At 72.4% G+C, this 20,943-nt stretch carries 17 protein-coding genes; 8 read left to right on the forward strand and 9 right to left on the reverse strand.

The features are described 5' to 3' along the window. Window positions 1-21: 21 nt before the first annotated feature. From ACLIN4_RS29445 to ACLIN4_RS29460, 4 genes are all read left to right on the forward strand, one after another. A complete protein-coding gene (locus tag ACLIN4_RS29445; RefSeq protein ID WP_107477402.1) occupies window positions 22-1,434 on the forward strand; it encodes an amino acid permease in 1,413 nt (470 codons plus the stop codon). Between the two features lie 77 nt (window positions 1,435-1,511). Next, window positions 1,512-2,573 (forward strand): ATP-binding protein, encoded by a 1,062-nt coding sequence (locus ACLIN4_RS29450; RefSeq protein ID WP_411576403.1) that lies wholly within the window; start codon window positions 1,512-1,514, stop codon window positions 2,571-2,573. After that, window positions 2,570-4,381 (forward strand): DUF2201 family putative metallopeptidase, encoded by a 1,812-nt coding sequence (locus ACLIN4_RS29455; protein WP_411576404.1) that lies wholly within the window; start codon window positions 2,570-2,572, stop codon window positions 4,379-4,381. The genes ACLIN4_RS29450 and ACLIN4_RS29455 overlap by 4 nt, the downstream gene beginning before the upstream one ends. An 85-nt stretch (window positions 4,382-4,466) precedes the next feature. Beyond that, window positions 4,467-4,892: an OsmC family protein gene (locus tag ACLIN4_RS29460; protein WP_043377849.1), complete on the forward strand. Its 426-nt coding sequence runs from the start codon at window positions 4,467-4,469 to the stop codon at window positions 4,890-4,892. Between the two features lie 12 nt (window positions 4,893-4,904). Here ACLIN4_RS29460 and narI read toward each other — a convergent pair whose 3' ends face one another. The 6 genes from narI to ACLIN4_RS29490 form a co-directional block, all read right to left on the reverse strand. Continuing rightward, the gene (gene narI / locus ACLIN4_RS29465) at window positions 4,905-5,627 is read right to left on the reverse strand and encodes a respiratory nitrate reductase subunit gamma (protein ID WP_107477420.1); all 723 of its coding nucleotides are present in this window, start codon (window positions 5,625-5,627) and stop codon (window positions 4,905-4,907) included. After that, window positions 5,624-6,118, reverse strand: a complete 495-nt coding sequence (gene narJ / locus ACLIN4_RS29470) for a nitrate reductase molybdenum cofactor assembly chaperone (protein ID WP_107477405.1) — start codon at window positions 6,116-6,118, stop codon at window positions 5,624-5,626. Before narJ ends, narI begins: the two co-directional genes overlap by 4 nt. Window positions 6,119-6,122: 4 nt before the next feature. Beyond that, window positions 6,123-7,718: a nitrate reductase subunit beta gene (gene narH / locus ACLIN4_RS29475; RefSeq protein ID WP_411576405.1), complete on the reverse strand. Its 1,596-nt coding sequence runs from the start codon at window positions 7,716-7,718 to the stop codon at window positions 6,123-6,125. Then, window positions 7,718-11,413 carry a nitrate reductase subunit alpha gene (locus ACLIN4_RS29480; protein WP_411576406.1) on the reverse strand — a complete coding sequence of 1,232 codons (3,696 nt, stop codon included), beginning with the start codon at window positions 11,411-11,413 and terminating at the stop codon, window positions 7,718-7,720. Before ACLIN4_RS29480 ends, narH begins: the two co-directional genes overlap by 1 nt. 105 nt (window positions 11,414-11,518) lie before the next feature. Then, window positions 11,519-12,334, reverse strand: coding sequence for an SAM-dependent methyltransferase (locus ACLIN4_RS29485; RefSeq protein ID WP_100045227.1), 816 nt, complete (start codon window positions 12,332-12,334; stop codon window positions 11,519-11,521). A 47-nt stretch (window positions 12,335-12,381) separates the two neighbouring features. Further along, window positions 12,382-13,245, reverse strand: a complete 864-nt coding sequence (locus tag ACLIN4_RS29490) for a helix-turn-helix domain-containing protein (protein WP_107477407.1) — start codon at window positions 13,243-13,245, stop codon at window positions 12,382-12,384. 218 nt (window positions 13,246-13,463) lie between these two features. On the opposite strand from ACLIN4_RS29490, the gene ACLIN4_RS29495 reads away from it, so the two are divergent. Further along, the gene (locus tag ACLIN4_RS29495; protein ID WP_100045229.1) at window positions 13,464-13,889 is read left to right on the forward strand and encodes a hypothetical protein; all 426 of its coding nucleotides are present in this window, start codon (window positions 13,464-13,466) and stop codon (window positions 13,887-13,889) included. Here the strand turns inward: ACLIN4_RS29495 and ACLIN4_RS29500 are convergent. Then, window positions 13,871-14,686, reverse strand: a complete 816-nt coding sequence (locus ACLIN4_RS29500) for a helix-turn-helix domain-containing protein (RefSeq protein ID WP_100045230.1) — start codon at window positions 14,684-14,686, stop codon at window positions 13,871-13,873. The two genes, ACLIN4_RS29495 and ACLIN4_RS29500, sit on opposite strands and share 19 nt — an antisense overlap. A gap of 122 nt (window positions 14,687-14,808) precedes the next feature. Here ACLIN4_RS29500 and ACLIN4_RS29505 point away from each other — a divergent pair, with 122 nt between their 5' ends. The 3 genes from ACLIN4_RS29505 (at window position 14,809) to ACLIN4_RS29515 (ending at window position 17,824) form a co-directional block, all read left to right on the forward strand. After that, on the forward strand, window positions 14,809-15,114 hold the full coding sequence (locus tag ACLIN4_RS29505) for a 4a-hydroxytetrahydrobiopterin dehydratase (RefSeq protein WP_107477409.1): 306 nt from the start codon (window positions 14,809-14,811) through the stop codon (window positions 15,112-15,114). 5 nt (window positions 15,115-15,119) lie between these two features. Continuing rightward, complete coding sequence (locus ACLIN4_RS29510; RefSeq protein WP_411576407.1) at window positions 15,120-15,860, forward strand: class I SAM-dependent methyltransferase; 741 nt, start codon at window positions 15,120-15,122, stop codon at window positions 15,858-15,860. Window positions 15,861-15,946: 86 nt separating this feature from the next. Next, window positions 15,947-17,824: a rhamnogalacturonan lyase gene (locus ACLIN4_RS29515; RefSeq protein ID WP_411576408.1), complete on the forward strand. Its 1,878-nt coding sequence runs from the start codon at window positions 15,947-15,949 to the stop codon at window positions 17,822-17,824. 16 nt (window positions 17,825-17,840) lie between these two features. On the opposite strand, the gene ACLIN4_RS29520 is transcribed toward ACLIN4_RS29515, so the two are convergent. Together ACLIN4_RS29520 and ACLIN4_RS29525 are read right to left on the reverse strand one after the other, a co-directional pair. Further along, window positions 17,841-18,086, reverse strand: coding sequence for a hypothetical protein (locus ACLIN4_RS29520; RefSeq protein WP_107477411.1), 246 nt, complete (start codon window positions 18,084-18,086; stop codon window positions 17,841-17,843). Between the two features lie 140 nt (window positions 18,087-18,226). Further along, window positions 18,227-20,881 carry a cellulose binding domain-containing protein gene (locus tag ACLIN4_RS29525; RefSeq protein ID WP_381911441.1) on the reverse strand — a complete coding sequence of 885 codons (2,655 nt, stop codon included), beginning with the start codon at window positions 20,879-20,881 and terminating at the stop codon, window positions 18,227-18,229. Between the last annotated feature and the right edge of the window lie 62 nt (window positions 20,882-20,943).

Consider the following 20,943-nt stretch of genomic DNA (forward strand, 5'->3'; position numbering starts at 1 on the left):
CCAAGGAAGGCGCACCACCCCATGCACGTCACCGGGACCGTCCCCCCACCGGCTCCGGCCCCGCAGGAGACCCCCGCGGCCCCCGGTTCCGCCCCCGCGGCCGAGGGCGGCAGGCACGCCCGCCGCTTCGGGCTCCCCGTCGCCACCGCCCTGGTCATGGGCAACATCATCGGCGGCGGCATCTTCCTGCTCCCGGCCTCCGTCGCCCCCTTCGGCACCGTCAGCCTGCTCGCCTTCGGCGTCCTCACCGTCGGCGCCATCGCGCTCGCGCTGGTCTTCGGCCGGCTCGCCCAGCGCGACCCGCGCACCGGCGGCCCCTACGTCTACGCCCGCGAGGCCTTCGGCGACTTCGCCGGTTTCCTCGCCGCCTGGGCGTACTGGATCACCACCTGGGTGTCCAACGCGGCCCTCGCCGTCGCCGCCGTCGGCTACCTCGACGTCCTGATCCCGGTGGGCGACCACCGCTGGACCGCGTGCCTGGCCGCCCTCGTCATCCAGTGGCTGCCCGCGCTCGCCAACTTCGCCGGCACCCGCTACGTCGGCGCCGTCCAGCTCGTCGCCACCGTCCTGAAGTTCGCCCCGCTGCTGCTGGTCGCGGTCGGCGGCCTGTTCTTCTTCGACGCCGACAACCTCGGCCCGTTCAACGCCACCGGCGGCAGCGGCATCGGCGCGGTCTCGGCCGCCGCCGCGATCCTGCTCTTCTCCTACCTCGGCGTGGAGTCCGCCGCCGTCAGCGCCGGCGAGGTGAAGGACCCCCGCCGCACCGTCGGCCGGGCCACGGTCATCGGCACGGCGGGCGCCGCCCTCGTCTACCTGCTCGGCACCCTCTCGGTCTTCGGCACGGTCGCCCACGACCGGCTGGTGGACTCCACCGCCCCCTTCTCCGACGCGGTCGACGCCATGTTCGGCGGCACCTGGGGCGGCTGGGCCGTGGCGCTCGCCGCCCTGGTCTCGATGACCGGCTGCCTCAACGGCTGGACGCTGCTCAGCGCCCAGACCCCCTACGCCGCCGCCAAGGACGGCCTCTTCCCGGCGGCCTTCGCGCGCCGGCGGCGCGGCGTTCCGACGACCGGCGTCGCCGTCACCGTCGTCCTCGCCTCCCTGCTCACCGTCTACAACTACACCGCCGGCTCGGCGAAGGTCTTCGAAGTCCTGGTCCTCGTCACCACCTTCACCGCGACCGTGCCCTACCTGCTGGCCACCGCCGCGCAGATCTTCCACCTGGTCTCCGGGCAGGGCGAGAAGGTCGACCGCGCCCGGCTCGTCCGCGACGGCGTGATCGCGGCGGTCGCGGCCGGCTTCTCCCTCTGGCTCGTCGCCGGCGCCGGCTACGCGGCGGTCTACCAGGGCGTGCTGTTCCTCTTCGCGGGCGTGCTGGTCTACGCGGTGATGGCGGCCCGCAGGCGGCGCGCGGAGGGGTCCTCCGCACCGTAATTCGGCTGCGCGCGGGCGGCAGGGGACCCACACTGGTGCGGTCCCCTCCCGACATCCCCCTTCCGAGGAGCCCCTGCGTGCAGGCAGCCGTCACCGTCACTCCCGCCCGACTCCCGGAACTGCTGCTCGGTCTGGCCACCGTGCGGCCGGTCTTCCTGTGGGGCGCACCCGGCATCGGCAAGTCCTCCCTGGTGAGGAACTTCGCCGACTCGCTGGGCCTGGAGTGCGTGAGCCTGCTCGGCACCCAGCTCGCGCCCGAGGACCTGATCGGCGTACCGCAGATCCGGGACGGCCGGTCGGTGTTCTGCCCGCCCGAGTCCATCGCCCGCGACGAGCCGTACTGCCTGTTCCTGGACGAGCTGAACGCGGCCACACCGGACGTGCAGAAGGCGTTCTACTCGCTCATCCTGGACCGCCGCATCGGCAGCTACGAGCTGCCCAAGGGCTCCATCGTCATCGGCGCCGGCAACCGCGCCACCGACAACGCCCTGGCCCGCCCCATCGCCTCCGCGTTGGTCAACCGCCTCACCCACGTCCACCTGGACGCCTCCGCGAAGGACTGGCTGGCCTGGGCCGCCGAGAACGGCATCCACCCCTGGATCACGGACCACCTCACCGACCGCCCCGACCACCTGTGGTCCAAGCCGCCCAAGACCGAGGAACCGTTCTCCACCCCGCGCTCCTGGCACATGCTCTCCGACGCCCTGCACTCCTTCGGCCCGGATCTCGACGAGGAGACCCTGAAGGTCCTCGCGCACGGCACGCTGACCCCCGCCCACGCCACCGCCTTCTGCGGCTACGTCAAGATCGTCCGCAGCCGCTTCGGCATCGAGGCGATCCTCAAGGGCGAGGCCCGCTGGCCCAACCGCCTCCAGGACCGGGACCTGCTCTACTACCTCGCCGAGTCCTTCCGCGGCCGGCTGGTCAAGGAACTGCCCGCGAGCAAGGAGCACATGTCGGCGAACGGCCGCCAGACCGCCTACCGCGCCAAGTCGCTGCTCGTCCAGCTCGCCGAGATCTCCGTCGAGGTCGCCCAGAGCGTCATCGCCTCCGACGCCGACGGCAACCCGGTGCTGCCCGCCTGGTTCCTCGTCGAGGCCGCCCGCGACATGCCCCGGCTGGTGGAGGCGCGACGATGAGCCGGGCCGCGGGACAGAAGCAGCAGAAGAAGAAGAAGAAGGACCCGGCCGCCGAGAACTGCGCCAAGGGCGTGCAGCTGGCCTGGGCCAACCCGGCACTGGCCGCGATGGAGGTCAAGCTGTGCCGGGAGGAGGAGTGCCGGGTCGCACCCCGGCAGGGGCTCGTCCGCGTCAGCTCCAACGGCCGGCTCCACCTGCACCCCACCCGCCACGCGGAGCCCGCCGAGTGGGCGTGGGCCATCGCGCACGCGCTGATCCACCTCGGCTTCGGCCACGTACCCGCCGCGACCGGGGAGCGCGTCCAGCCCGACCGCTACGACCTCGCCGCCCGCTGCGTCGTCGTCAACCGCTTCCTCCAGACCTTCCCGGTCGGCCGCACCCCGGACGACCTGCCGCCGGCCTACCCCGACGGCGACGAGGAGCGCATCGCCGCCGCCTGGCGCCGCGAGGGCGGCATCCCGGCCGCCTACGAGCACTGCGGGACCGCCGGCCACGAACCCGACCAACTGCTCGCGCCGTGGGACACCTGGAACGGGCAGGCCCCCGACTGGCAGCTCGCCTTCGCCCACGCGCTGACCCGCACCATGTCCACCGCCCTCGACCTCGCGGGCGGCCGGCGTGACGACATGCTGGGCGGCCCCACCCGCCTGCACCCCTGGCAGCAGGCCCTGAGCTGGTTCGTCTCCTCCTACCCGCTCCTCGGCGGCATCGCGGCCGGCATCACCCTCGTCGCCGACGCCGAACTGGCCCGCGCCCACGGCATCTCCGTCGCCGCCGTCGACGCCGAGGCCGGTGAGATCTACGTCAACCCGCTGCGGCGCTTCGACGACGAGGAGTGGCGGTTCGTCCTCGCCCACGAGATGCTGCACGCCGCCCTGCGCCACGGCGACCGCCGCGGCACCCGCGACCCCTACCTCTTCAACGTCGCGTGCGACTACGTCATCAACGGCTGGCTCGTCGAGATGCAGGTCGGCACCATGCCCGAGGGCCTCCTGCACGACCCGGCACTGGCCGGCCTGTCCGCCGAGGAGGTCTACGACCGCATGGTCGGCGACCTGCGCCGCATGCGCCGCCTGTCCACCCTGCGCGGCAAGGGCGTCGGCGACATCCTCGGCGGCCCGCTCGGCCCGCCCCGCGACCACGTCGACCTCGACGGCTTCTACCGGCGCGGCCTCGCCCAGGGCCTGGACCTGCACCAGCAGCAGGAACGCGGCTTCCTGCCCGGCGGCCTGGTCCAGGAGATCCGCGCCCTCAGCCACCCGCCGCTGCCCTGGGACGCCCGCCTCGCCCGCTGGTTCGACGAGTTCGTGCCCCGCCCGGAGCCCGTAAGGTCGTACGCCCGTCCCTCCCGACGCCAGGCGGCCACCCCCGACATCCCGCGCGCCGGGCGGTACTTCCCGCCCGAGGAGGTCGCGCGCTGCACCTTCGGCGTCGTCCTCGACACCTCCGGCTCCATGGACCGCACGCTGCTCGGCAAGGCGCTCGGTGCCATCGCCTCCTACGCCGAGGCCCGCGACGTGCCCGCCGCCCGCGTCGTCTTCTGCGACGCGGCACCCCACGACGCCGGGTACCTGCCCGTGACGGACATCGCGGGCCGGGTGCGGGTGCACGGCCGCGGCGGCACCGTCCTCCAGCCCGGCGTGGACCTGCTGCTGCGCGCCGACGACTTCCCGCCCACCGCGCCGGTCCTCCTCATCACCGACGGCTGGTGCGACGTGCTGAGGGTGCGGCGTGAGCACGCCTACCTGATCCCCAAGGGCGCGCGACTGCCGTTCACCGCCCGGGGACCGGTCTTCCGGGTGAGCTGAGCCGGAGTGTGATCGGATGGGGGCGGGAACCCGGTCACGGGCTCCCACCGCCCCAGTACAGCAAGAGAATTCGAGAGGACCCGCCGTGGCAACCACGCGCTCCGCACACACCGTCTGGGAAGGCAACCTGCTCGAGGGCAACGGTGTCGTCACCTTCGACTCGTCCGGCATCGGCGAGCAGCCGGTGTCGTGGCCGTCGCGCGCCGAGCAGGCGAACGGCAAGACCAGCCCGGAGGAGCTGATCGCCGCCGCCCACTCCAGCTGCTTCTCCATGGCGCTGTCGCACGGCCTGGCCGGCGCCGGCACCCCGCCCACCAAGCTCACCACCTCGGCCGACGTCACCTTCCAGCCGGGTGAGGGCATCAAGGGCATCCACCTCACCGTGGAGGGCACCGTCCCCGGCCTCGACAACGACGCGTTCGTCGCCGCCGCCGAGGACGCCAAGAAGAACTGCCCGGTCAGCCAGGCCCTGACCGGCACGACCATCACCCTGACGGCCAAGCTGGCCTAGTCGGACAGGGCGCTAGGAGCCCGCGCGCTCCCAGCCCCGCCGGTCCGGGCGCGGCCCCAGCTGCCTGGGGTCGCGCGACCGGTACACCACGTACGGGCGGGTCAGGTACTGCACCGGCGCGCTGAACATGTGCACCAACCGGGTGTACGGCACCAGGGCGATCAGCAGCATCCCCACCACCGCGTGCACCTGGTACAGCACCGGCACCCCCACCATCAGCTCCGTCTTCGGCTGGAGGGTGAACAGGCTGCGCGACCAGGGCGCGATGGTGTGCCGGTAGTCGTAGCCGGTGCCCGAGGAGTGCGCCAGCTTGGCGACCATGCCGAGGACGATCGCCGCGAGCAGGAAGAGGTACATGACCTTGTCGTTGGCGGTCGTCGCCCGGAAGACGGGGGCGTTGGTGCGCCGCCGGTAGATCAGGATGAAGATGCCCGCGACGGCGAGCACCCCGGCCAGCGTGCCGCCGTACAGCGACAGCAGGTGGTACGCGTGCTCGCTCACGCCCAGCGCGTCCGTCCACGACTCGGGGATGAACAGCCCGACGAGATGGCCGACGAGCACGAACAGGATGCCGTAGTGGAACACCGGCGACGCGATGTTCAGCAGCTTCGACTCGTAGACCTGCGAGGAGCGGGTCGTCCAGCCGAACCGGTCGTAGCGGTGCCGCCAGACCAGGCCCGCGATCAGCAGGGCGAAGGCGGCGTAGGGCAGCACACCCCAGAGGAAGACGGTCACGGGCGGGCTCCGGTGGGTGCGGGCGGCAGGGTGGCGCACACCGCGTCCAGGACGCAGGCGTAGGGCGTCCCGAAGGCGGTGAGCCGGGAACGGAGCTGGTCCAGGGCGTCGCGGTGCTCGGTGAGCATGCCGATGTTCCCGGTGCGGGAGGCGAACTCCAGGACCGCGGGCAGGAAGTCGGGCAGCTCCTCGTCGGTGAACTCCAGCCCGTGGGCCCGGTACAGCTCCTTGAAGCGGACCAGCGACATGCCGCGGTTGCGGGTGTCGCCGTCGGTCCACCAGCTCAAGTACAGGCTGTGCCGGTTCTTGAAGTCGAAGACCTCCACGTAGTGCGCCTGGAGCTCGCCCTGCTCGGTCGCCGCCGCGTGGTCGGTGAAGCCGCGCAGTTGCGGCGCGGCCTCGCGCAGCAGCGGCAGCCGGGCGCGGAAGTCGTCGTCGGGATACGTCAGACAGAGCGCCGCCGCCTGGTACAGCACCTCGAAGCCGGGCATGGGATCAGACCTCCCTCTCGTCGTCCGCGGTCTGCCGTCTGCGCAGGATGTGGAAGTTCTCCACGGGCACCAGCGGCAGCCGCTTGCGTCCCGAGTCCTGGCCGAACGGCCCGTCCCCGCCCATGCCCGGGCCGCCGTCGGTGTCCAGGCTGCACGTGTCCGGCAGCGCCGACGCCTCCAGCCGGTGCGCGTCGCCGACGGCCGCCGTCGGGATCACGTACCGCTCCTCGTACTTGGCGATCGCCAGCAGCCGGTACATGTCCTCGACCTCCTGCGGGCGCATCCCGACGCCCGCGCAGACGGCCGGGTCCGGTTCCTCCCCGAGGTTGATCGCCCGCATGTGGGCCCGCATCGCCGCCAGCTTCTCCAGCGACGCCCGCACCGGGCCGGTGTCGCCCGCCGTGAACACCTCCGCCAGGTACTCCAGCGGGATGCGCAGCGTGTCGATCGCGCCGAAGAGGTTGTCCGCGTCCTCGCCGTCGTGCCCGGTCTCCGTCAGCGCGTCCACCACGGGTGACAGCGGCGGGATGTACCAGACCATCGGCAGGGTGCGGTACTCCGGGTGCAGGGGCAGGGCGACACGGTACTTGCTCACCAGCGCGTGCACGGGGGAGCGCCGGGCCGCCTCGATCCAGTCGAACGGGATGCCCGCCTCCTGTGCGGCCCGCCGCACCGCGGGGTCCTCGGGGTCGAGGAAGACGCCCAGCTGGGCCTCGTACAGGTCCTGTTCGTTCGGCGTCGAGGCCGCCTCGGTCACCTTGTCGGCGTCGTACAGCACCACGCCCAGGTACCTCAGCCGGCCGACGCAGGTCTCCGAACAGACCGTCGGCTGACCGATCTCGATGCGCGGGTAGCAGAAGGTGCACTTCTCGGCCTTGCCGGTGCGGTGGTTGAAGTACACCTTCTTGTACGGGCATCCGGTCACGCACATCCGCCAGCCCCGGCAGCGGTCCTGGTCGACCAGGACGATGCCGTCCTCCGAGCGCTTGTACATCGCCCCGGACGGGCACGACGCCACGCACGACGGGTTGAGGCAGTGCTCGCAGATGCGCGGCAGGTAGAACATGAACGTCTCTTCGTACGCGAACCGCACCTTCTCCGACGCCTGCTGCCGCGTGCGCTCCACCATCGGGTCGAGGTCGCCGTAGGCGGGCGCGCCGCCCAGGTTGTCGTCCCAGTTCGAGGACCAGCCGATCTTCATCGGCTTGCCGTCGAGCTGCGAGACGGGCCGGGCGACCGGGTAGTCGGAGCCGAGCGGGGCGTCGGTGAGGTTCTTGTAGTCGTACGTCCAGGGCTCGTAGTAGTCCTTGATCTCCGGGAGCCGGGGGTTGGAGAAGATCCCGGCGAGCTTCTTGAACCGGCCGCCCGCCTTGAGTTTCAGCGCCCCGCGCCGGTTCAGCTCCCAGCCGCCCTTCCACTTCTCCTGGTCCTCGTAGCGGCGCGGATACCCCTGTCCGGGACGGGTCTCGACGTTGTTGAACCAGACGTACTCCATGCCGCGCCGGTTGGTCCACGCCTGCTTGCAGGTGACCGAGCAGGTGTGGCAGCCGATGCACTTGTCGAGGTTCATGACCATGGCGACCTGGGCCATCGGGCGCATCAGTACTCGACCTCCTGGGAGCGGCGGCGGATCACCGTCACCTCGTCGCGCTGGTTGCCCGTCGGGCCCAGGTAGTTGAACGCCCACGACAACTGGGCGTAGCCGCCGATGAGATGGCTCGGTTTGAGGAGCAGGCGGGTGAGCGAGTTGTGGATGCCGCCGCGCTTCCCGGTCGTCTCCGCGAGGGGCACGTTGACCGTGCGTTCCTGCGCGTGGTGCATGTAGACGGTGCCGGGCGGCATGCGGTGCGAGACGATCGCGCGGGCCACCACCACGCCGTTGCGGTTGACCGCCTCGATCCAGTCGTCGTCGGCGATCCCGATCGCCTCCGCGTCCTTCGCCGACATCCAGATGGTCTGGCCGCCGCGGGAGAGCGCCAGCATGAACAGGTTGTCCTGGTACTCGGAGTGGATGGACCACTTGTTGTGCGGGGTCAGGTAGCGGACCGTCACCTCGCGGTGCCCGTCGGGGCCGAGCCGCGGCTCGCCGAACAGCCGGCTCATGTCCAGCGGCGGCCGGTAGACGGGCAGCGCCTCGCCCAGCTCGTGCATCCAGTCGTGGTCGAGGAAGAAGTGCTGCCGGCCGGTGAGGGTGTGCCAGGGCTTGAGGTGCTCGGTGTTGAGCGTGAACGCCGTGTACCGCCGCCCGCCGGCCTCGCTGCCGGACCACTCCGGCGAGGTGATCACCGGCACGGGAGCCGCCTGGGTGTCCGCGTAGGTGACGCGCTTGCCCTCGTGCTCGGCGGCCAGGTGGGCCATCTCCTGCCCGGTCTTCGCCTCCAGGGTGTGGAAGCCCTGGGTGGCCAGGCGGCCGTTGGTGGTGCCGGAGAGGGCCAGGATGGTGTTGGCCGCCTTCACCGCCGTGTCCAGTGCCGGGCGCCCGTCGGCCGGGCCGCCGCGTACCGCGCCGTTCAGCTCCCGCAGCCGCGCCACCTCCTCGTCCGGCTTCAGCGTGATCCCCTTCGCGGGCAGGCCCTTGGCCTCCACCAGCGGGCCCAGCGCCGCGAACTTCGCGCCGATCGCCGTGTAGTCGCGCTCCACGACGACCAGGTTCGGCATGGTCTTCCCCGGCTCCGGATCGCACTCCCCGCGCCGCCAGTCCCGTACCACCCCGCCCGGCTGGGCGATCTCGCCCGGGGTGTCGTGCTGGAGCGGCGCCGCCACCAGGTCCCTGCGTACCCCGAGATGGCCGGCGGCCAGCTCGCTCAGCTTCTCCGCGAGCACCTTGAACGTGTCGAAGTCGGTGCGCGTCTGCCACGGCGGGCTCACGGCCGGAGAGAAGGCGTGCACGTAGGGGTGCATGTCCGTGCTGGACAGATCGTGCTTCTCGTACCAGGTCGCGGCGGGCAGCACCACGTCGGAGAGCAGCGTGGACGAGGTGTGCCGGAAGTCCAGCGACAGCAGCAGGTCGAGCTTCCCCTCGGGCGCCTCCTCGTGCCACACCACGTCCCGGGGCCGCTCGCCCGGCGCGGCCTCCTCGGCGCGCAGCGAGGAGTGGGTGCCCAGCAGGTGCTTGGTGAAGTACTCGGCGCCCTTCGCCGAGGAGCCCAGCAGGTTGGCCCGCCACAGGGTCACGATGCGCGGCCAGTTCTCCGGCGCGTCCGGGTCCTCGCACGCGAACTTCAGGGTCCCGGCGCGCAGTTCGGCCACCGCGTTCGCCACCGGGTCGCCGAACGTCTCGCCCAGCTCCAGCGGGTTGCGGTCGAAGGTCGGGTACGACGGCATCCACCCCGTCCGCGCCGACAGCGCCAGGCAGTCCGCGCCCGTCATCCCCGCGAACCTGCCCTCGCCCAGCGGCGAGGCCAGCACGTCGGCGCCGAACCGGTCGTAGCGGAACTGGTCGGTGTTGAGGTACCAGTACGCGGTGCCGATCATCTGGCGCGGCGGGCGCGACCAGTCCGCCGCGGCGGCCAGCGACGCCCAGCCGGTGACCGGACGGCACTTCTCCTGGCCCACGTAGTGCGCCCAGCCGCCGCCGTTGCGGCCCTGGCAGCCGGTGAGCTGGAGCAGGGCGAGGAAGGCCCGGTAGATCGTCTCGGAGTGGAACCAGTGGTTGGTGCCGGCGCCCATCAGGATCATGCAGCGCCCCTTCGAGCGCTCGGCGGTCCGCGCGAACTCACGGGCGATCCGCACACAGGCCGCCGCCGGCACCGAGGTGTGCGTCTCCTGCCAGGCCGGGGTGCCGGGCGCGTCCGCGTCCTCGTACGACGTCGGCCACTGGCCCGGCACCCCGGGCCGAGCGACCCCGTACTGCGCCAGCAGCAGGTCGAACACCGTCGTCACCAGCGGCCCGGTCGCCCCGCCCAGCCGGGTCGCCGGCACGCCCCGCCGGACGACCTCCCCGCGGCCCTGCGCGTGCGCGCCGCCCTCGGTGTCGAAGCGGGGGAGCAGCACCTGAACGCCCGACGCCATCTCGTGTCCGTGCAGGCTCAGCCGAGGGCGCACGTCGCCCAGGTCGAGGTTCCATCTGCCCCGGTCGGCCTCGTTCCAGCGGAAACCCAGCGAGCCGTTCGGCACGACCGCGCGGCCCGACGCGTCGTCCAGCACGACCGTCTTCCAGGCGGCGTCCGCGCCCTCCTGTCCCAGGTCGGCGGCGCGGAGGAACTTCGCCGGGACGTACGCCCCGTCCCGCTCGGTCAGCGTCACCAGGAACGGCAGGTCGGTGAAGCGCCGTACGTAGTCGTCGAAGAAGGGCGTCGACCGGTCGACGAAGAACTCCTTGAGCACCACGTGCCCCATCGCCAGGGCCAGGGCGCCGTCCGTGCCCGGATGCGGGTGCAGCCACTGGTCGGCGAACTTGGTGTTGTCGGCGTAGTCGGGGGAGACGACCACGACCTTCTGGCCCCGGTAGCGGGCCTCCGCCATCCAGTGCGCGTCCGGGGTGCGAGTCACCGGGACGTTCGACCCCCACATGATCAGGTACGCCGCGTCCCACCAGTCGCCCGACTCCGGCACGTCCGTCTGGTCGCCGAAGACCTGTGGGGACGCCACCGGCAGGTCGGCGTACCAGTCGTAGAACGACAGCATCGGGGCACCGATGAGGGAGTGGAAACGGGCGCCCGCCGCGTGCGACACCATCGACATCGCCGGGATGGGGGAGAAGCCCGCGATACGGTCCGGCCCCTGCGTGCGGATGGTGTGCACGTGGGCCGCGGCGACCATCTCGACCGCCTCGTCCCAGCTCGCCCGGACCAGACCGCCCTTGCCGCGCGCCCGCTGGTACCGTCGCCGCCGCTCGGGGTCGCCCTGGATGTCGGCCCAGGCCAGCACCGGGTCCGACAGCCGCGCCTTCGCCTCCCGGTACATCTCCAGCAGCACGCCGCGCACGTACGGGTAGCGCACCCGGGTCGGCGAGTACGTGTACCAGGAGAACGCGGCGCCGCGGGGGCAGCCGCGCGGCTCGTACTCGGGGCGGTCCGCGCCGACCGACGGGTAGTCCGTCGCCTGGGTCTCCCAGGTGATGATGCCGTCCTTGACGAACACGTTCCAGCGGCAGGAGCCGGTGCAGTTCACACCGTGCGTGGAGGTCACGACCTTGTCGTGGCTCCACCGGTCCCGGTAGAACGCGTCCGACTCCCGGCCGCCGACCAGCCTGATGCTGTGCAGGTCGGGCGCGGCGGTGCCGGGCCGGAAGAACCGCCCCGCCCGCAGCAGCGCCGCGCCCGGCTCGGTGGGCGGTGTCCGTGTGTCGGTCACATGCGCTCCCTTGATCGCCCTGGCTCCTTCGAACCTAGGGGCGGGCGCGGGAGCGCACCCGTTCGCGGGGCCCGTACGGGTCAGGACGGGCCGCCCGGTCCCGCGTCAGACCTTGCGCGCCACCCCCGCGTACACCGGCACGATGCCCTCCGCCTGCACGGCCACGTCCTCCGGGTCCGGCCGCCACCCGGTGACCGGGATGACGCCCGGGCCCAGCAGTTCCAGGCCGTCGAAGAAGCGGGAGAACTCGCTGAGGGAACGCGGATAGAACGGCGTGCCGCTGCGGGCGAACAGGCCGGCGGCCTTGCCCACGGCCTCCGGGTTCAGGTCGGGCGTGACCTGGGAGAGGACCAGGTGACTGCCGGGGGCGAGGGCGTCGACGTACCGCTTCAGCAGCCCGTGCACGTCGTCGCCGTCGGCCGCGTCACCGAGGTAGTGCGTCAGCGCCACCAGCGACAGGGCCACCGGCCGGTCGAAGTCCAGGGACTCGCCCGCCAGCCGCAGAATGGTGTCCGGGTCGCGGACGTCCGCGTGGACGTAGTCCGTGGAGCCCTCGGCGGAGCCGTGCAGCAGCGCCTCGGCGTGCCGCAGCACGATCGGGTCGTTGTCGGCGTAGACCACCCGGGACTCGGGCGCCACCGCCTGGGCCACCTGGTGCAGGTTCGGCTCGGTGGGGATACCCGTGCCGATGTCCAGGAACTGGCGCACCCCGGCCTCGGCGAGCGTGCGGACCGCCCGGTGCATGAACCGGCGGTTGGCCCGCGCACCGCGCACCGCGGTGCTGTCCGCGGCGAGGATCCTGCGGGCGAGCTCCTCGTCCACCGGGTAGTTGTCCTTGCCGCCCAGCCACCAGTCGTACACGCGCGCCGGGTGCGGCCGGCTGGTGTCGACGGGGGCGGGGGTGGCACCGGGTCCGGTCATGCGGTGTGGTCTCCTCACAGAGGCGTGGGTGCTTCGGGATCGCCGGGTCAGAAGTTCTCGCGGTACCGGCGCAGGATCTTCTCGGTGCGCTGGGTCGAGGCGGCACGCGCCGTCATGTGGTCCAGGACCTCCAGGTGCGCGGAGACCTCCGTACGGGAGTCCAGGTAGAGGGCGCCCGTCAGGTACTCGGTGAAGACCATGTCGGGCAGCTCCGGCTCCGCGAACCGGAACAGGGTGAACGGCGCGTACGTCCCGGGGTGCGGCCCGTCGTCGAACTCGGCGACCTGGAGCGTCACCCGGTCCCGGACCGCGAACTCCAGCAGCTTGTCCAGCTGGTCGCGCATCACCCGGCCGTCGATGCTCACCGGCCGCCGCAGCACCGTCTCGTCCATCACCACCCACAGGTGCGGCGGGTCCGCGCGCTCCAGCAGCCGCTGCCGCTCCATCCGCAGGGACACGTGCCGCTCGACCGCGTCGCCGCCCGCGTTCCCGATCGTCCCCGCCTCCAGGACCGCGCGCGCGTAGTCCTCGGTCTGGAGCAGCCCCGGTATGAAGTGCGGCTCGTAGGAGCGGACGATCCGCGCGGCGCCCTCCAGGCTCACGTACATGCTGAACCAGTCCGGCAGCACGTCGTGGTACCGCTGCCACCAGCCCGGCTGGTTCGCCTCCTCGGCCAGGGCCACGAACGCCGAGACCTCGGCCGCGGGCACCCCGTACGCCGTCAGCAGGATCTGGACGTACGGTATTTTCAGCGCGACCTCGGCCATCTCCATGCGTCGCACGGTCGCCGGGGCCACCCGGAGCACCTTGGCGGCCTCCTCGCGCTTGAGGCCCGCCGACTCCCGCAGTTCCTGCAGCCGCCTGCCCAGGACCACCTGGCCCACGGTGGGTGCGGCCCGCCGCTCACTCACGCCACGCCTCCCCAACGCGCCCAAGTCTCACCGCAGTCTGTCATGTTCCCCTGTCAGTCTCACAGGGGTGGTCGTGGATCAACATCATTACCCGTCGGGTAATCGACCGTGCGCGAGAGGAGCGCGATCGTGGAGTCACCGGGTTCCGGGCCGGCGCACTCCGGCCCGGAACCCGGGCCCCGCAACCGTGCACCGACCCCGACGGAGGGTGACTCGTCATGTCCACGAACCAGCTGGCCGTCCTCGCCCGCACCGCCGAACCGCAGCTGATGCTGCGCCGCTTCCTCGCCCTCGACGCGGTGGTGACCGGCGCCAACGCGGTCGCCTACCTCGCGCTCCCCGGGCCGCTCGGCCGGTTCCTCGGCGCCGGCTCCGGGCTGCTCCTCGCCCTCGGCGCGTTCCTCGCGGTGTACGCCGGGTGCGTCGCCCTGGTCGCCGCGCGGTCCCGGCCGCCGGCCCTCGCGGTACGGGCCGTCGTCGAGGCCAACCTCGCCTGGGCGGCGGTCAGCCTCGTCGCCCTCGGCCTGTGGCTTACGCCCACCACGGCCGGTGCGGTGTGGACGGTGCTCCAGGCGCTCACCGTCGCCGGGTTCGCGCTGCTCCAGTACGCCTCACTGAGGCAGCGTCAGGAGACCAGTGTGTGAAGGTACTTGACCGTCGCCGGGTCGGCCGGGAGCAGCGTCTCGATGGCCAGCTCGGCGACCGTCACGTCCATCGGCGTGTTGAAGGTGGAGATGGACGAGATGAACGACAGGGTCCGGCCCTCGTGCTCGATCTGCATCGGCAGCGCGAAGTACGGCACCGGCTCGGCCGGCTCCTCGCCCGCACCGCTGACCGGCACCGGGTAGGCCGCCACCTCCTCGTACAGGGCCCGGAGCGGCTCCGAACGGTGCAGGGCGATCTGCCGCTCCATCTGCTCCAGCAGGTGCCCGCGCCACTCGCGCAGGTTGCGGATGCGCGGCGCCAGGCCCTCCGGGTGCAGGGTCAGCCGCATCGCGTTGACGGGCGGCTCCAGCAGGTGCTCGGGGAGCCCGTCCAGCAGCATCAGGATGCCCCGGTTGGCGGCGAGCACCCGGTACGTCGCGTCCACGACCAGCGCGGGGTACGGCTCGTAGCCCCGGATCAGCCGCTCCATGCCCTCGCGCAGGGCGTCCAGCGCCGGGTCGTCCAGCGGGGTCTCCGGGTAGTGCGGGGCGTAACCGGCCGCGAGCAGCAGCGCGTTGCGTTCGCGCACGGGGACGTCCAGGTGCTCGGCGAGCCGCAGCACCATCTCCTCGCTGGGCCGGGAACGCCCCGTCTCGATGAAGCTGATGTGCCGGGCGGAGGAGTCGGCGCGCAGCGCCAGCTCCAGCTGGCTGACCCGCCGCCGCTCCCGCCAGGCCCGCAGCAGCGGACCCACGCCCTGGGCGGTGGGGGCGGTACCGGACATGAGTGCGGTCATACGCCGAACCGTAGCCGACGGTGGGCCCGAACCGGGTCCGGCGGGCACTCCTGACCAGGGCCCGCGGGGTGATCCTGTGGCAGGCTGAAGGGGTGCCGCCGCCGAGGAGAGGAGCGCGACCCATGCCCGTCGAACCGCTGTCGCAGAAGGAGATCGAGGAGCGGCTGGCCGAGCTGCCGGGCTGGTCCCTCGACGACGGCCGCCTCACCCGCACCTACCGGCTGGGCTCGCACTTCGCGGCGACCGCGATGGTCGTCCACGTCTCCCAGGTGCAGGAGGAGCTCGACCACCACTCCGACCTGACCCTCGGCTACAACACGGTGTCCCTGGCCGTGCACACCCACAGCGCCGGCGGCGCCGTCACCGAGAAGGACGTGGAGCTCGCCCGCAGGGTGGAGGACCTGGCCGCCGGCCACGGGGCACACTGACGGGTGTGCTCGACTACGACAAGGAAGCGGAAGTCTACGACGCCTCCCGCGGCGGCGAGCCCCGCGCCGAGGCCGCCGCACGCGCCGTACTGAGCCTCCTACCGCCCCGGGCGCGCAGCCTGCTCGACGTCGCCTGCGGCACCGGCATCGTCACCCGGCGGCTCGCGACCGGCCGGGAGACCCTTCGGGTGACCGGCGTCGACCTCGCGCACGCCATGACCCGCCGCGCCGCCGCCCGGCTGCCCGGCGCCGTGGTGCTGGCCGACAGCCGCCGACTGCCCTTCCGGGACGGCGAGTTCGACGCCGTCAGCAGCGTGTGGCTGCTCCACCTGGCGGGCAGCGACGCGAACGCGCGGGCGATCGTCGGCGAGTGCGCCCGCGTGCTGCGCCCCGGCGGGGTGTACGTGACCACGGTCGACAAAGGCGCCTCGCACAACGTGGGCAGCGACATCGACGCCGTCCTCGCGACCCGTCCGCCGAGCACCGCGCACGACGCGGCGGAGCTCGTCGAGACCCATGCCCGCGCCCACGGTCTGGTCCCCGCCGGGCACGCCCGCTTCACCGGCCACGGCCAGGGCCGCAGCCCGCGCCGCACGATCGCCGACCTCGGGCGCGGCTGGTTCGTCACGCTGCCACCGGGCGACCCGCGCGCGGAGGAGTTCGCGGCCCGCCTCGCGGCGCTGCCCGACCAGGACCGGCCCCGGCCCGACCCGGTGTTCACGCTGCGGGCGTTCGTGAAGCCGTAGGAAACAGTGGTCGACGGGCGGCAACCCGGCAGCCCCGGGCGGCGACCAAGAGGCGGAATCCATCCGTCCTCCAGGAGGTTCGTCCCGTGAGGCACCCCCGCAAGCACCGCAGACGCCGTCCGCTCGTCATCGGCGCGGCCCTCGCCGCCGCAGGGCTGGTCGGCACCGGCCTGACCGCGCTCACCACCGACACCGCCGAGGCCGCCACCGGCCGGCAGGTCGAGGCCCTCGACCGGGGCGTGGTCAGCGTCCACACCGGCGACGGCAATCTGGTCAGCTGGCGCTGGCTCGGCACCGACCCGGACGACGTCTCGTTCAACGTCTACCGGGCCGGCACCAAGGTCAACTCCGCGCCGGTCACCGGCTCCACGACCTTCTTCCACTCCGGCGCCCCCTCCCACGCCGACTACACCGTCCGCGCGGTCGTGAACGGCACGGAACAGGGCGACTCGGTCCACGCGGTCCAGTTCCGGGCCGGCTACAAGGACGTGCCGATCACCCCGCCGGCCGGCGGCACCACCCCCGACGGCGTCTCCTACACCTACGAGGCCAACGACGCCTCCGTCGGCGACCTCGACGGCGACGGCGCCCTCGACCTCGTCCTCAAGTGGCAGCCGACCAACGCCAAGGACAACTCCCAGTCCGGTTACACCGGCAACACGATCGTCGACGGCATCAGACTCGACGGCACCCGCCTGTGGCGTGTCGACCTCGGCCGCAACATCCGCTCCGGCGCCCACTACACGCAGTTCCAGGTGTACGACTACGACGGCGACGGCAAGGCCGAGGTCGCCATGAAGACCGCCGACGGCACCAAGGACGGCACCGGCGCGGTCATCGGCAGCTCCTCGGCCGACCACCGCAACTCGGGCGGCTACGTCCTGTCCGGCCCCGAGTACCTGACCATGTTCGACGGGCGGACCGGCAAGGCCATGGGCACCGTCGACTACGTCCCCGCACGCGGCAACGTCTCCTCGTGGGGCGACTCCTACGGCAACCGCGTCGACCGCTTCCTGGCCGGCACCGCCTACCTGGACGGCTCCCGGCCCTCCCTGATCATGGCGCGCGGCTACTACACCCGCTCCGTCATCGCCGCCTGGGACTGGCGCGACGGCCGCTTCACCCGCCGCTGGACCTTCGACACCAACTCCTCCACCAACGCCGGCAAGGGCTACGACGGCCAGGGCAACCACCAGCTGTCCGTCGCGGACGTCGACGGCGACGGCAAGGACGAGATCGTCTACGGCGCGATGGCCGTCGACGACAACGGCAACGCCCTGTGGACCACCAGGAACGGCCACGGCGACGCCATGCACGTCGGCGACCTCGACCCGTCCCGCGCGGGGCTGGAGGCGTTCAAGGTCGACGAGGACAGCTCGAAGCCCTCGTCGTGGATGGCGGACGCGCGCACCGGCCAGGTCATCTGGTCCACGGGTGCGAACGGCGACAACGGCCGGGGCGTCTCCGCCGACATCTGGTCCGGCAGCGCGGGCGCCGAGTCCTGGTCGTCGGTCGAGAGCGGCATCCGCAACCCGAAGGGCACCGTGGTCAACAGCCGCAAGCCCTCCAGCACCAACTTCCTGTCCTGGTGGGACGGCGACCCCGTCCGCGAACTCCTCGACGGCACCCGGATCGACAAGTACGGCACCTCCGGCGACACCCGCCTGCTCACCGGCTCCGGCGTGGCCTCCAACAACGGCACGAAGGCCACCCCGGTCCTGTCCGGCGACATCCTCGGCGACTGGCGGGAAGAGGTCGTCTGGCGTACGGCGAACAACACGGCCCTGCGCATCTACTCCACCCCGCACGACACGGACCGCCGCATCACGACCCTCCTCCACGACACCCAGTACCGCACGGCCCTGGCCTGGCAGAACACCGCCTACAACCAGCCGCCGCACCCGAGCTTCTTCCTCGGCAGCGGCATGCCGACGGCGCCCAGGCCGACGGTGTACACGCCCTGATCCGGGGCCCGCGTCCTCACGCGGCCTTGTCCACCGGCGGGCGCTTCCCGCCGGTGACCACCTCCCTGACCCGCCCCTGCGTCAGCCGCGTCCGGGAGGCGAGCACCTCCAGCGGTACGCCCCGCCGGTACGCGGCGCGCAGGGCCGCGTCCCGGCAGTCGTGCAGTCTCTTCCTCGCGGCCTTTCCCGTGACCGTCCGGTGCAGCAGCGCCGCCAGTGCGAGCATCAGCCGCCCCGCCGCGCCCTCCCATGTCCGCGCCATGCGGCGCCCCCTGTCCTCGCCACCCACTCCTGCTGACACAACGGTCGAAGAAGTGCAGCGCGGCCACAAGGGCGTGAAACGGGCGCACAGGTCCCGGAAGCGGGAGGGGCGCGCCGTACGCACGCGCCCCTCCCGCGATGTCACGCCCGACCGCAGATCCGGTCACCCATCGCGAACGACGCCGGTGCCGCGTTCGTCCCCGACCAGCTCCCGGTGAAGCCGAAGCTCACCGAAGCGCCCGGTGCCACGTCGGCGTTCCAGCCGACGTTCCTCGCCGTCACCCCCGTGCCCGACCGGGTGTGCTCGGCGTTCCACATCTGCGTCACCTCCTGGCCGCCCGGGAACGACCAGTCCAGGGACCAGCCCCGCCACGCGGCGGTGCCCGTGTTGGTGAGCCGCACATCGGCCTGGAAGCCGCCCGCCCACTGGTTGGTGACCTTGTACGTCACCGCGCAGGTGCCGGCCGGCTCCGGGTCCGGTCCCGGACCGGGGCCGGTACCGGCGGTGTCGCCGTAGACGATCCCGCGCCCGTTGGTCGCCACGTACACCCGCCCGTACACCCGCGGGTCGCCCGTGATGGCCGCGCCGGTCCAGCCCCACTGGTGGGCGTCGTCGTTGACGCGGGTCCAGGTGGCGCCCCGGTCGGTGGAGCGGAAGATGCCGCGGACCCCGGCGATCTTCGCGCTGGTGTACAGGGTCTGGTAGGAGGCGCCCGGCGCCGCCTTGCCGAAGCCCACCGTGTCGGCCTCCTCGACGTTCGGCAGCTCGGTGAAGCTCGCGCCGCCGTCCGTGGAGTGCCACAGCCCGTACGGGCCGTCCGCCGCCCCGCCGGCCAGCCAGATGTCGCCCTTCGCCCCCGGCAGCGCCTTGAAGCGGACGCTGTCCCCGGCGGGCAGTCCGGTGGCCGCCGACGCGGTGAAGGTCGCGCCGCCGTCCGTACTGACGTAGAACTTCCCGGACTTGAAGGCGTAGAAGGTGTTCGGGTCGACCCGGTCGGACTCGACGACCGCCCCGGCCGGGATGCCGCTCGACGCCTGCCAGGACGTGCCGAAGCCGTGGGTGAAGTGGACGCCGGCGCCCTGCGGGCTCCACACGAAGCGCTTGCCGTCCGCGCCCGCGGCCACCGTGCCGCCGCCGCTCACGCCCGCCGGGTCGGTCCCGCCGAACCAGTTGGCGCCGTTGTCCGTGGAGAAGGCGATGTGCGGGCCCGCGTCCAGGTTGCCGGCCCGCACGACGACGTCCGGGTTCGACTCCGCGAAGTCCAGGCTGGTGGTGGAGGTGAAGTTCGGGGAGGTGAACATCATCGACGGCACCTCGGTCAGGCTCGTGTGCCGGAAGCCGCCGATGTCACCGAGCGCGCTGAGCAGCGGGGCACCCGACGGGGGAGCGGCCAGGTCGTTCACCGCCGTCTCCTCCAGCCCGCGGACCATGGGCTCGATGGCGAACTTTCCGCCCTCGTCGTCCCAGTCCGTGAGGTTCTCCGTGCCGTAGATCGTCGCCCCGGTGCCGTACATCATCCGGTCCGAGTCGAACGGGTCGATCTCCAGCGCCTCCGTCATCCAGCCCAGCTTCGGCGTCTGCTCGGGCGGCGCCGGGTTCGCGCCCCAGGTCAGCCACGGGGACGAGGAGACGTCCATGGTGTAGCGGTTCTCGCGCGTCGGGTACGACGTGTACTCCCACGCCTGCGTCCAGGTCGCGCCGCTGTCCGTGGACCGGTAGATCTGCGTGTCCGGCCACCAGGAGCTGTACGCCGTCGCCATCACCGTGCCGGGGTTCTGCCGGTCGACGGTCAGTCCGCTGAAGCCGAAGTAGGTGTCGGCCTCCGCGACCGGGCTGATGTCCGTCCAGGTGCCCGTCCCCGTCGCGTACCGGTACAGCCGGCCCTTGCCGCCGTCGTAGGGGCCGCCGGTGTCGCTGTAGGCGAGGTAGAGGTAGCCGTTCTCCGCGTCCAGGACGCCCTTGTGCGCCAGGTAGCCGGTGGGCTGCCCGGCGACCCGCTGCCAGGTCGCGCCCGCGTCGGTCGAGCGGTAGACGGCGTTCTCCTTGTCGGCGACCCCCACGTAGACCGTCTTCGTGGGTGTGCCCGCCGTGCCCGTGGACTCGTCGAAGGTCACCCAGACGATGCCCTGGTTGTCGGAGGCGTAGCCGCTGGTGTCCGTCGGGTCCTGCGCGTAGTTCCCGGGGTTCGGGAAGGCCGTCACCTCGGACCAGGTCACGCCCGCGTCCGTCGAGCGCCACAGGCCGTGGCCGCTGGGCGCGCCCAGGTACAGCACGTCGTTGTCGTGCGGGTCGACGGCCAGCCGCTCGCCCATGCCGCGGCCCGGCATGTTGCCGCCCAGCTTGAACGGCAGGTCGGCCTTCTCCCAGGTGGCGCCCCGGTCGGCGGAGCGCAGCACCGCGCCGTTGCCCGGGTCCCAGTCGTTGGTGTACGTGCCGACCGCCGCGTACACCCGGTCGGGATCGACGGCGTCGGAGGCGAGGCTGACCACGCCCGTGTGACCCCAGTCGTCCCAGCCGACGTGGTCCAGCAGCGGGGTCCAGGACTTCGTCCCCTCCTGCCAGCGGTAGGCCCCGCCGATGTCGGTGCGGGCGTAGGCCAGGTCCTTCTCGGAGCGGTTGAAGACGATGCCGGGGACGAAGCCGCCCCCGTCGACGCGCGCGTTCTTCCAGGTGTAGGTGTCGGCGGACACGGCGGCCGGCCTCGGTGACTCGGCGGCCAGCGCGGCCGGCGGGCCACCGGTGAGGAGGCCGGCCGCCAGGGCCAGCAGGGCTGTGAGGAGCCGGGTTCTTCGCACGGTGGGGAACCGTCCTTCCGTCAGGAACAGAACACATGCGAGGCCGGGCGGCCCTCGGCGTG

It is taken from the genome of Streptomyces mutabilis (genome assembly GCF_046628145.1).
GTDB lineage: Bacteria > Actinomycetota > Actinomycetes > Streptomycetales > Streptomycetaceae > Streptomyces > Streptomyces mutabilis.

Excerpts from the sequence above, each read along its gene's own strand:
- ACLIN4_RS29445 (WP_107477402.1), top strand. The coding sequence starts at position 22 with ATGCACGTCACCGGGACCGTCCCCCCACCGGCTCCGGCCCCGCAGGAG.
- ACLIN4_RS29455 (WP_411576404.1), top strand. The coding sequence starts at position 2,570 with ATGAGCCGGGCCGCGGGACAGAAGCAGCAGAAGAAGAAGAAGAAGGAC.
- narJ (WP_107477405.1), bottom strand. The coding sequence starts at position 6,118 with ATGCCCGGCTTCGAGGTGCTGTACCAGGCGGCGGCGCTCTGTCTGACG.
- narH (WP_411576405.1), bottom strand. The coding sequence starts at position 7,718 with ATGCGCCCGATGGCCCAGGTCGCCATGGTCATGAACCTCGACAAGTGC.
- ACLIN4_RS29485 (WP_100045227.1), bottom strand. The coding sequence starts at position 12,334 with ATGACCGGACCCGGTGCCACCCCCGCCCCCGTCGACACCAGCCGGCCG.
- ACLIN4_RS29495 (WP_100045229.1), top strand. The coding sequence starts at position 13,464 with ATGTCCACGAACCAGCTGGCCGTCCTCGCCCGCACCGCCGAACCGCAG.
- ACLIN4_RS29500 (WP_100045230.1), bottom strand. The coding sequence starts at position 14,686 with ATGACCGCACTCATGTCCGGTACCGCCCCCACCGCCCAGGGCGTGGGT.
- ACLIN4_RS29505 (WP_107477409.1), top strand. The coding sequence starts at position 14,809 with ATGCCCGTCGAACCGCTGTCGCAGAAGGAGATCGAGGAGCGGCTGGCC.
- ACLIN4_RS29520 (WP_107477411.1), bottom strand. The coding sequence starts at position 18,086 with ATGGCGCGGACATGGGAGGGCGCGGCGGGGCGGCTGATGCTCGCACTG.